Source organism: Celeribacter sp. ULVN23_4, from assembly GCF_054788345.1.
Genome location: NZ_JBTVYO010000018.1, coordinates 1 through 10,718 on the forward strand (window position 1 = coordinate 1; position 10,718 = coordinate 10,718).

Annotated in this window: 12 protein-coding genes and 1 pseudogene; 2 read left to right on the plus strand and 11 right to left on the minus strand. The window is 60.3% G+C overall.

The genetic code is table 11. The features are described 5' to 3' along the window. The 3 genes from ACYBHZ_RS19185 to ACYBHZ_RS19195 form a co-directional block, all read right to left on the minus strand. Nucleotides 1-1,297: TRAP transporter large permease (locus ACYBHZ_RS19185; RefSeq protein WP_460275928.1), on the minus strand; the 1,297-nt coding region annotated here is incomplete at its 3' end. A 1-nt stretch (nucleotide 1,298) separates the two neighbouring features. Next, entirely contained in the window at nucleotides 1,299-1,820 is a 522-nt protein-coding gene (locus ACYBHZ_RS19190; RefSeq protein WP_460275929.1) for a TRAP transporter small permease, read from the minus strand. Further along, entirely contained in the window at nucleotides 1,817-2,839 is a 1,023-nt protein-coding gene (locus ACYBHZ_RS19195) for a TRAP transporter substrate-binding protein (RefSeq protein WP_460275930.1), read from the minus strand. Before ACYBHZ_RS19195 ends, ACYBHZ_RS19190 begins: the two co-directional genes overlap by 4 nt. A gap of 111 nt (nucleotides 2,840-2,950) precedes the next feature. Between ACYBHZ_RS19195 and ACYBHZ_RS19200 the strand changes: the two genes are divergently transcribed. Beyond that, a complete protein-coding gene (locus ACYBHZ_RS19200) occupies nucleotides 2,951-3,424 on the plus strand; it encodes a MarR family winged helix-turn-helix transcriptional regulator (protein ID WP_460275931.1) in 474 nt (157 codons plus the stop codon). 23 nt (nucleotides 3,425-3,447) lie between these two features. Here the strand turns inward: ACYBHZ_RS19200 and ACYBHZ_RS19205 are convergent, their stop codons facing one another. The 8 genes from ACYBHZ_RS19205 to ACYBHZ_RS19240 form a co-directional block, all read right to left on the minus strand. Beyond that, on the minus strand, nucleotides 3,448-3,951 hold the full coding sequence (locus ACYBHZ_RS19205; RefSeq protein ID WP_460275932.1) for a flavin reductase: 504 nt from the start codon (nucleotides 3,949-3,951) through the stop codon (nucleotides 3,448-3,450). A gap of 3 nt (nucleotides 3,952-3,954) precedes the next feature. Then, the gene (locus ACYBHZ_RS19210) at nucleotides 3,955-4,917 is read right to left on the minus strand and encodes a PDR/VanB family oxidoreductase (RefSeq protein ID WP_460275933.1); all 963 of its coding nucleotides are present in this window, start codon (nucleotides 4,915-4,917) and stop codon (nucleotides 3,955-3,957) included. A 2-nt stretch (nucleotides 4,918-4,919) separates the two neighbouring features. Continuing rightward, the gene (locus tag ACYBHZ_RS19215) at nucleotides 4,920-5,678 is read right to left on the minus strand and encodes an SDR family NAD(P)-dependent oxidoreductase (RefSeq protein WP_460275939.1); all 759 of its coding nucleotides are present in this window, start codon (nucleotides 5,676-5,678) and stop codon (nucleotides 4,920-4,922) included. 2 nt (nucleotides 5,679-5,680) lie between these two features. Further along, a complete protein-coding gene (locus ACYBHZ_RS19220) occupies nucleotides 5,681-6,175 on the minus strand; it encodes an aromatic-ring-hydroxylating dioxygenase subunit beta (RefSeq protein ID WP_460275934.1) in 495 nt (164 codons plus the stop codon). After that, nucleotides 6,172-7,449, minus strand: a complete 1,278-nt coding sequence (locus ACYBHZ_RS19225; protein ID WP_460275935.1) for an aromatic ring-hydroxylating dioxygenase subunit alpha — start codon at nucleotides 7,447-7,449, stop codon at nucleotides 6,172-6,174. The genes ACYBHZ_RS19220 and ACYBHZ_RS19225 overlap by 4 nt, the downstream gene beginning before the upstream one ends. A gap of 39 nt (nucleotides 7,450-7,488) precedes the next feature. Next, entirely contained in the window at nucleotides 7,489-7,851 is a 363-nt protein-coding gene (locus tag ACYBHZ_RS19230; RefSeq protein ID WP_460275936.1) for a hypothetical protein, read from the minus strand. Between the two features lie 100 nt (nucleotides 7,852-7,951). Further along, nucleotides 7,952-9,103, minus strand: coding sequence for an acyl-CoA dehydrogenase family protein (locus tag ACYBHZ_RS19235; RefSeq protein WP_460275937.1), 1,152 nt, complete (start codon nucleotides 9,101-9,103; stop codon nucleotides 7,952-7,954). After that, nucleotides 9,100-10,263 carry an amidase gene (locus tag ACYBHZ_RS19240; RefSeq protein WP_460275938.1) on the minus strand — a complete coding sequence of 388 codons (1,164 nt, stop codon included), beginning with the start codon at nucleotides 10,261-10,263 and terminating at the stop codon, nucleotides 9,100-9,102. The genes ACYBHZ_RS19235 and ACYBHZ_RS19240 overlap by 4 nt, the downstream gene beginning before the upstream one ends. Nucleotides 10,264-10,506: 243 nt before the next feature. Between ACYBHZ_RS19240 and ACYBHZ_RS19245 the strand changes: the two are divergent. Beyond that, nucleotides 10,507-10,718, plus strand: a pseudogene (locus tag ACYBHZ_RS19245) (nuclear transport factor 2 family protein); the annotation flags it as partial.

A 10,718-nucleotide genomic window follows, 5' to 3' on the forward strand; every position in this document is an offset into this window, starting at 1 on the left:
ACATCATGTTGGGAACAAGCAGGACGATCATCGGGAAAGCCAGAATGAGCGCGACGCGCAGCACATCGACCAGCAGGAAAGACACGAGACCGCGGAAGATGGTGCCGAGCTGGACGTCTTTGACGACGGATTTCAGAACGAAAGCGTTCAGCCCAACAGGTGGGGTGATATAGCTGACTTCGGTTACAATCACCACATAGATGCCGAACCAGATCAGATCGAAGCCCTGTGCGGCCACGATCGGATAGAAGATCGGCACGGTCAGCGTGATCATGGAGAGGCCTTCAAGCACACAGCCCAGAACCAGATACACCAGCGTAATCACAGCGATAACGGCAAAGGGGTTGTCCCCGAGCCCGCTCACAAGCGTCTGAATGTCCCGGCTCATGCCCGAGAGGTTGACGTAGTTCGCAAAGGTCAGCGCGCCGAAGAGGATGAAGAACATCATCGCGGTGGTCTTTGCCGTCTCATAGAGCGTGAGAAGCGTCTGGGAGAGGTTGAGGCGACCTTGCAAAAGCACCAGAAGGAAGGCGCCCCCTGCCCCCATGCCGGCACTTTCGGTGGGGGTGAACACCCCGAAATAAATGCCGCCCATGACGAAGGCGAAAAGCCCCAAGGCACCGGCCACGCCCTTGAGCGCGACGAGGCGCTCCCGGAGCGGCAGCTTGTCCTCGACCGGCAGCTCGAAATGCCCGAAGTAAATCGAAATCCGAACGGCGAGCGCGTAGAGAAGCACGCCGAGAATGCCCGGAATGATACCGGCAAGGAACAGCTTGCCGATGTCCTGCTGTGTCATGATCCCGTAGAACACGAGGATCACCGACGGCGGGATCAGGATGCCGAGCGTGCCGCCCGCCGCGATGGAGGCGGTCGACAGGCTGTCCGGGTAGCCGAATTTGCGCATGTTCGGCAGAGCGATTTTCGCCATCGTCGAGGCGGTCGCGAGAGACGAACCGCAGACCGAGGAGAAGCCGCCACAGGCGACCACGGTCGCGACGGCCAGACCGCCCTTGCGGTGCCGCAGCCAGGCATAGGCCGCAGAGTAGAGATCGCGGGCGATGCCGGACTGCACCACGAAATTCCCCATCATGAGAAACAGCGGCAGGATCGAAAGCGAATAGCTGCGGCTCTGTTCGAAATAGGTCTGACCGAGAAGCGAGAAGGACGGAGACCAGCCGATGATGGAGGCCGTACCGACGGTTCCGAGAAGCGCCAGAGCAAAGGAGATCGGCACCCCCAGAAACAGCATGACAAACAGGACAAGCGTCCCGAATTCCCAATGAGCAAGCAAGGACATGTCAGTTTTTCCCTCTCATCGGGTAAAAGATTTCCGCGAACATGATCAGTGCGGAGATCACGCAAAGCGCGGCAGCAAAATAGCCGATCGGCGCGATCGGAAGTTCGAGCGTCGCCGTGGTGCCGCCATAACCGGCCACCTGATCAGACGTCACCCAAAGGCGCCAGGCGACCATCACCTGCACGCCCGAGGACAGCACAAGCACCACAGGGCGCCGGATTTTTTCGACGGCGAGCGGCAGACGGTCCGTAAGCAGGTCAACCGTGACATGTTCACGGTCCAGCGTCGCAGCCGGAAGGCCGAGGAAAATGAGGGCGGCGAGCATCAATTCGGTGAGCTCCGTTGCGCCCTTCACAGGATTGTTCAGCAGATAGCGCCCCAGAACATCGGTCACCGTCAGCCCCATCATTGTGAGCAGCAGCACGGAACAGGCCAGTGCGATCACAGTGTGAATGGGTCGGGCCACCTTGGGAGGCAGCCCTTGCTCATGCGGTCCAGAAATATTTTCGGACAGGTTGATCATTCTTCGGACTCGATTTTGGCAATCTCTTCGAAGAGCATGTCATAGGCGGCCTGCCCGTCAATCCCCGTTTCGCTCACCTGAGCGATCCGTTCTGCAACAATGGGTTGCAGCCGGGTCTTCAGTTCATCCACTTCACTCTCGGTCGCAACCTTGAGGGTGATCTTACCCTCCATGGAAACGCGGCCCTCGGCATCGACCTTGTCCCACATCTCGCCCGCGCGCCGTGCAAAGGCCTCGCCCAGAAGCGGTTCGATCAAGGCTTGGTCCTCGGGCGAGATGGAGTTCCATTTCGCGTCATTCATCACCACGAACATCGCAGTGTTATAAAGCCCGCCCGGCACGGTGTAACCGTAGTCGAGAATGTCGTTGAGATTAAAGAAGTTCACGGATTCATAGGGAAAGAAAATGCCATCGGCCACGCCTTGCGACAAAAGTTCATAGGCTTTCGAGGATGGCCCCTCGATCGGCACGGCGCCCAAATCGCTGGCAATCGAATGCGCCAAGGCCGAGCCGATGCGGATCTTCTGACCGGCAATATCCTCGGGCGTCTCGATCGGTCTGGCCGAGAAAATCTCCCCCGGACCATGGGTGAAGAGTGTCAGAACCTTCACCCCCTCATATTCCCCCGCATCCTCAAGCATTGCCTCATGCACGCGCCAGAAGGCGACCGAGGTGGCGACCGAACTGTCTGACATGAAGGGCATTTCTGCGATCATTGGTGTCTTGAACCGACCCGGCGTGTAGCCATGCACGGAATAGGTGATGTCGGCCACGCCGTTCTTCGCGAGATCGAACGCGGCGGGCGGCGGTCCCAAGGGGGCGGGCAGCATGTTGATCTTCACCCGGCCTTCGGTCACACGCTCGATATCGGCCGCCCAGGGCACGAAAAGTTCAGAGACCTGCGGATGGGTCGGCGGCAGCCAGCTGTTCATGGTCAGGACCGTTTCGGCCTGAGTCGCGCCGGCGAAAAGTGTGATTGCAGCCGCTGTGGAAGCGATCATTTTGATTTTCATGTTCATTTTCACATTCCCTATTGGTGAGTGTTGGTGTTATGACGTCCTGATCGGACATTTTGTTTTTGTTGAAGAAACTCTATGTGCCTTTGGGTGTGACCAAGCCAGACACAGGTGATGACCAAGATGAGTGAGCTGCCGCAAGATCAGCAGGACCCCGAACATTTCCGCGACACTTGGCCGTACTTCTGGATCGACCGCGCCAACGCCTATTACACCCGCGCGCTGGAAAAACGCCTCAAGCCGATGGGCGTCGACGCGCCGCGCTGGCGGGTTCTGATGTCGCTCTACCAGCAGCAATTCATGTCGGTGTCCGAGATTGCGGAATTCTCCACGCTGAAGCTCAATACCACGACCAAAATCGTGCAACGCATGGTCAGCGATGGGCTGGTCGAGACCCGGGTGCGTCCGACCGATGGCCGGGTGACTGAGGTGTGCCTCACCGAAAAGGGCGATGCGCTGCGCGCCAAGGCGCTGGTCGAAGTGAACCGCATTCGCGACGAGAGCTTTTACAACACCTCTCCGGCCGAGCTTGAGACCATCAACGAGATTTTGGCGAAGATCTCCAAAGATCTCTCCCGCATGATCTGACAAGCCCCGCGCCGCGATCTGCATCAGCCGTGATCCGTCACCAGATGGTGGTAATCGCGGCTGAACCAAACCAGCCCGTGCCGCGCTTCTTCGGCCAGACGCACCGCTTCGATCTGACAGAAGAACACGGAATGCGTCCCCTGCTCCACGCGGCTTGTCACCCGGCAGTCAAAGGCGACATTGGCGTCCGAGAGGATCGGTGATCCGGTCTCCAGCGTGGCCCAGTCTCCGAAAGAAAAGCGGTCCACCCCCTCGACATAACGCGCGAAATGGCCGGACAGCTCCTGATGCTCGGAGGCCAGCACATTGACCGCGAGCACGCCGTTCTCGACGAATATGTCATGGGTGAAGGCGGTCTTGTTCACACAGACGATCAGCGTCGGCGGGGTGTCCGTGACCGAACACACCGCTGAGGCTGTCATGCCATGTTTGCCCGCCGGCCCGTCGGTGGTGATGAGATTCACCGCCGCGCCGAGCCGGCTCATGCCTTCGCGAAAATCGAGCTGGGTTTGCGTAAGGTCCATCATGGCTCAGATATCCAACACCAGTTTCGGACCTTTGGCGCGCGAGCAGCAGGCGCAGATCACGTCGCCGTCCTCGCGTTCCTCCTCCGTGAGGAACTGATCGCGATGGTCGATCTCGCCGGACAGAACGTCGGTCAGGCAGGTGCCGCAAACGCCCTCTTCGCATTTCACCTCGATCTTGATGCCCTCTTTCGCCAGCGCTTTCGCGATGGTGTCCTCGGGGCCGACCGTGATGGTCACGCCGCTTTGCGCGCATTCGACCTCGAAACTGTCGCCTGAGAGTTCCACATCGGCAGAGAAATATTCACGGTGCACATTCGCGGTCGCATGACCTGCGCCTTCTGCGGTGTCGATCACCCAATCCATGAAGCCTTGCGGACCACAGACATAGAGATGCGTAGACGCATCGGGCGCAGGAAGATCACGTTTCAGATCAAGCCGTTGCGCTTCGTCCTTGTCGTCGAAGTGGAACAGTACCTTGTCCGCAAAACCGCAGCCCTTGAGTTCGTCCATGAAGGCGGTGACGCCTTCGGACCGGGTGCAGTAATGCAGCGTGAAGTCCTTGCCAATCGCGTGCAGGCGTTTCGCCATGGCGATCATCGGCGTGATGCCGATGCCACCGCCCAAGAGAACAGTGGTCTCGGCGCCCTCATCGAGCGGGAAGTGGTTGCGCGGGCCTTCGACCTTGAACACCGCACCGTCCACAGCCGTTTCATGCACCTTGACGGAGCCGCCCCGGCTGTTCGGATCTTTCAAAACGCCAATCTCGTAGAACCCGGTTTCAGCCGGATCGGAGCAAAGCGAATATTGCCGCCACATGTCGAGGTCCGGCAGGTAGAGATCGAGATGCGCGCCCGCCGCGTAAGGCAGGATCGTGCCCCCCGCTTCCGGCGCAAACCGGATGCGGGCGATATCGCCCTTGTCGTCGATGCGGGCGATGACTTTCAGATTTTGTGCGTTATCGGTCATCGTTACCTCACATAAAGCCCGCCGTTGACGTCCCAGCAGGCGCCGTTGACAAACGCCGCCTCGGGGCTGGCGAGCATCACCACCATCTGGGCCACGAAGTCGGGATCGCCGAGACGCTGCACCGGAATATTGGCAATCGCCGCCTCAATCTTGTCGCCCAGAACACCGCGTACCATGGGCGTGTCCATCGGACCCGGCGCAATGGCGTTGCAGGTGATGCCGAAGGGCGCGAGATCGCGGGCGAAGACTTTGGTCAGCGTCAGGATCGCGCCTTTCGAAGCCGCGTAATGCGCGCCCGTCGCCGTGCCGCCGTTCTGCCCCGCCAGAGAGGCCATGTTGACGATCCGGCCATAGCCGCGCTCTTTGAAGTGACGCGCGAAAATCTGGCTGCCCGCAAAGGTGCCGCCCGCGTTCGTCGCCATAATGTCGTTGAACGTGGCCGGGTCGATCTCCATCAACGGCTGCGCCATGGTGCGGGCGGCGTTGTTGACCAGCACTTCGACTGAGCCATAGCGCTCGATGCATTTGTCGAGCACGCTTTGGAAGTCTTCGGGCTTGGAGACGTCCAGCGTGGCGGTGATCGCGGTTTCCCCGGCGAGATCGAGCTCGGACGCCAAAGCCTTGGCCTCCTCCCCCGGGTTGATGTCGGCAATCACCACGCGGTAGCCCGCTTTGTGCAGCGCCCGCACGACGGATGCGCCGAAGCCACGGGCCCCGCCCGTGACAACAGCCGTTTGAGTTTTCTCAGGCAAAGGGGCCACCATCAGAACAAATAGCTGAACGAATTCAGCATCCCATCGGAATTGAGAAGACGGATCACCTTTCGCTGGATCCGGAATCCGGTGTCGGTGACTTTGAGGATATATTCGACATTGCCCGCCCAGATGCGCTGGCGGCCGAATTTGTCCTCGACCAGCTGTTCCGCGCAGGTGACGGTGAGCAGATCGCCCTCAGCGGCCTCGATGCGAAACCGCGACAGGGTGCGCACCGTCTGCGCGGGCGGCGCGGAGGAAATCGAGAACCCGGCATGGAACCGACCGATCCGGTCGCGGCGCATTTTGGCGTCGTCGTAGCACAGGTTGACGGAGTTCTTGAAATCCACCGTGTCGCCGATGGGCATGATATACAGCCCGTCGTCAGACCACAGATCGAGCCAGTCGTCATATTCCTTCAGGTCGAGCATGGCGCTCTCGGCCCAGATGAAGGCGGTCGCGTCGGCCAGCATGGATTTGGCGTCGATTTTGCTCATCTCGGTCATTTCGACATCATCCCTTTCCACATTTTATAAGCGGCACGCATGCCGGTTTCGGCGGAGATGTGACCGCGCGGGCCAAACTCGCCCGGCTCTTCGTCCACCATGCCGCGGTTCACGAGGATCTTGAGGTCCGGGCCACCTTTGGTGCCGCGCTGGATCCGTTCCCAAACCTCGGCATCGTCCGGGGAGCCGAAGCCCATCGGCCCTTGGAAATGTTCGTGCAGACGGATACGTGCCTGGTTCGCGGCCTCCGGGCCGCCGTCCATGCCGATGGCGATGTGACGGATGTCGGTCTGCTCCACGGAGATCGGGGTCAGCACGCGGAAGAAGGCGAGCGAGAAGGACACGTTCGGGAAGAGGTTGAGGTTGAACCCCGCCCCGCTCACCGCGCGGACGATCTTCTTGACCTGATCTTCCGGATAGCCCTCATCGCGCAACTCCTGCGCCAGATCGGCGAAGCGTTCCGGGATCGGCGCGTCGAGGTTCTCGTCGAGATCGACCAGTTCCGGGATCATGGTCATCACGGAGTGACCGTTGCCCAGGTCCTCGACATAGCCGACGCCCTTGTCGAGGAAGTCGAACATATCCTCGGTCTGCCCGTCGAGCGTCTGCATGAAGGACTTGTGCACGATCGGGAAGTGATAGGCGTCCGTGGTGTTCTCAAGCTGCACTTTCCAGTTCATCGGAACGGAGAACTGATGCTCGCCCAGCACCTTCACCGGGAAACCACCGCCCTGTTTCATGAACAGGTCAATGTATTTGCGCACGCCTTCACCGAGGAAGTCTTCGAGCGGCTCGATGTCTTCCTTGAAGGTCGCAAACACCATGCCGTTATAGGCTTCGGTGCGCAGTTTAATGAGACCGTGCTGCGTCTTGTCGAAATCGTCGCCGTATTGCTCCGGATACGGCAGCGCGCGGAGCGAACCGTCGAGGCCATAGCCCCAGCCGTGATACGGACACTGGAACGAAGAGGTCTTGCCCTTCTTCACTTCGCAGACGGTCGCAGCGCGGTGGCGGCAGCGGTTGACCATGCAATGGATCTTGCCCTTGCGGTCGCGCACCACGATCACCGGCTCAAGGCCGACCTGAGACAGTTTGAACGAGCCTTTGTCGGGAAACTCGCTTTCATGCGCGACCCAGACCCAGGTGTTCTTGAAAATCTTCTCCATCTCTTCGGTGAAGAGTTCGGGATCTTCGTACATTTCGGTCGCAACCAGCGCGTTCTTCTCGTCGTAGAGCGCTTCGAGATCGCTGAACTTCGGCATATCGAGGGACATGTCAGCTCCTTTTCAAAAGACGGGCAAAGGCCCGGTAAATTACAGTTGCGGAATCTCGAGCGCACGGCCCATGCGCGCTTCGACGGTCATGTATTTCCAAAGACGGTCATTGCCCTCGCCCACCACGATGGTGCGCAGCAGGTTGCAGGCGGCCATGACATCCTCGCGGGTCGGGAAGTCGGCCATGATGTACCATGTGTAGGGAAAGCCCACAGAGGCGCCGACAAAGGTCTGGTCGTCGTCAAACGTGCCGACGATCTCGACGCCTTCCATCTGGTCGATCTTGAACATCAGCTCCTGGGTCGCTTTCCAAACCGGGCCGATCTGGTCGAACGGCAGGTTGAAAAAGGCCGCGTGGTTGTTGAAGCACAGCAGGGTGCGGATCGGTTTCTGGTCGCTCATATGTCTGGTCCTCTCTGAAGGAAAATCTGGAATATTTATCTGGGAAGTGGGACGGCGTTGGGGGTAAGCGCCCCGTCAGGGGGAGCCCGGCCCCACCCCGTCAGGGGTAACCCGGCATCATCGGTTGATCGAAGAACCCGGCCCCTGCCGCGGTCCAAGTGCCCTCGCCCATGAACGCGTGTTGCGCCACGCAAGCGGCATCCAACATACAGCGGCCAAGCGTATGACCCGTCGCCATCACGCCGGAGCCGCCGATGACAAAGGCGATGCGTGCCGCCTCCGCCCCGTCGCGCGCCGCTTTCGTCGCGACAAGACGCAGACGGATCTTCATGTCCGGGCTGACCTCTCCGGTGGTTTTCAACTCCTCCCACCCGGCCTCAATCGTGTCGTAGAACGCCGCGCGTGCGCCCATCAGAAGCCCTTGGGCTTTCGCAAATTCGGCCTGCACATAGGGGCGTGCGCCGGGGTTCGGAGCCCCGGTGATCGAGGCGCGCTGACGCGCGTCTTCGACGAGGAAATCCAAAGCTTCACGTGCCGCGCCCAAGGCCACAACGGCCAGAACCTGCGCCGCGAGCGCCATCGCCGGGAACCGGAAAATCGCATCTTCCATCAGCGGCTTGCCGCCCCGGACAAAGGTCCATTCGGGCGCAACGACCACATCTTCGACAACGGCGTCATGCGAGCCCGTGGCGGACAGGCCGATGGTGTTCCATGTCTCATCCACCGCCACCATGTCGTGCGGCATGACGGCGACACGCGGCAACGGGGTGTCATCGCCCTCGACCTTGATGCCAGCCCCGACAAGGGAGGCCCCCATGATGCCGGAGCACCACGGCCAACGACCGGACACTTTGAACCCGCCCTCGACCTTCTCGGCCTTTTGCGGCGGGAACATCGCGCCTGCGAAGACCGCATCCGGATCGTTGCCGTAGATTTCCGCATAGGTTTCCGGCGGCAGCGCCGCAAGATAGGTCGCGGAGACGCCGAAAGAGGCCACCCAGCCGGTCGAGGCGTCAGCGGCGGAGATGTCTTCGATCAGACGGCAGAAATCGGCGGGGCTCAGCTCATCGCCGCCAAAACGGGCCGGCACGAAAGCGCGGTATGCCCCGATCTCCTGCAGTTTTTTCACCATGTCGAGCGGGACGTGGCGCAGTTTGGCAAACTCCGCCCGGCGGGTTCGGATGTCATCGAGCACGCTGACATAGGCGGCTGTGTCGGCCTGTTCAAAAGCAAGTTTCGAAAGATAGGTCATTGGGCTTGGTCCTTTGACTGAAACAGCGGAATGCAGGACGCGATCCAGCTCGCGATGGCGCAAAGCTTGGTGTCCTCTCCCCTGCCTCCAATGATCTGAAGTCCGATGGGCAGACCGGCATTGGAGCGTGCAGGCAGGGTAATTGCAGGATGGCCCGACAAGTTGAACGGGCGTTGAAAGCGCGTGAGAGACAGGACGTTCTGCGGGTCTTTCGCCTCATCAAGCGTCGGCGGCACGGTCGGCAGCGAGGGCATGACCAGTGCGTCATAGGTGTCCAAAAGCGCATCGACTTCAGCCGTAAAGCGTCTGCGGATGTCTTCCGCCTCAGCGCGCTGCGCCTCTGTGACCTTTTGCGCATTGGCAAGCCGGGCGGCGATGTCCGGCCCGAAAGGCGCGCCCGCATCGAGCATCGGCCCGAACGCCTGAGCCATCTCATGAGACATCACCACCATGCCCGCATCAAACGCCGCCGCGAAAGACGGCAGGAGTTCATAGGGCATGTCCGGATAGGCATCCATCAGCGCATAGACCAAAGGATCGCCGACCTCTGCGTCGACACCCTCGGATTTGATCCGGCCCAGTTTCGGCGCGTGGATCAGGGTCTCGGGCGTGAATGTCGGGTCCATCGCCGCCATGGCTTTGCTCAGCATGTCCATGTCGCGGGCGAACACGCCCGGACAATCGAGCGAGCTGTTCACCGGGGTCAGCCCTTCGCGGCTCACGCGCCCGTAGGTCGGCTTGATCCCGATCACACCGCAGCAGGTTGCGGGCTGGCGCACGGAGCCGCCCGTATCTGTGCCCACGGCGAAATCACAAAGTCCGGCCGCGACGGCGACCGCCGAGCCAGACGACGAACCGCCCGGAATGCGATCAGGCCACATCGGATTGACCGGCGTGCCGGTGAAACCGTTCACCCCGGTCATCCCGAAGGCGATCTCATGCATATTGGCTTTGCCGATGATCTTGCAGCCCGCCTCCAGAAGCGCATCGATCACAGCGGCATTGCGTGCGGCAGGAGCCGCATCGGCAAAAGCGCGCGAGCCACAGCCCGTCACCGTGCCGGCAATATCGATGCAGTCTTTGACGACAACAGTCGGCCCCGCTTCCCCGATGGAAAGCTTGCCAACCAGCGTCGCGGCGCTGGGAACCTGTGCGTTCATCTTTTGATCCCTGTGGGTGTTATGGCCTTGTGTCCGGCCTCTTACGGTAAACTTCATGCAATAGCGTGAACAGTCAAGTGAAAAATGAAATATATTCTTTACCTTCGAGACGGGTTGGCCTAAAAATAGTTTACGGTATTTTTACTGCAATAAATCGAAGCAAGCTCGCGTGAACAGGAATAAATTTTACGCAGAGTCTGTTTTTGACAGGGAGCGGGACAGCTCCAAACCGAAAGGACGCACATGTCACAGGATTCCACCATCGCGACGTTGACCCGCCGGATCGAAAACCTCGAAGCCGCCAACGAGGTGCGCAATGTCCAGATGCGCTACATGTTCCTCTGCGACACCCCTCTGCCGGAATACGGCGTCAAGGACGATGCCGAACGCATCGACCTGATCATGGAGCTGTTCTCGGAAGAGGCCGTCTGGGAAGGCGTTGGCGAATATTACGA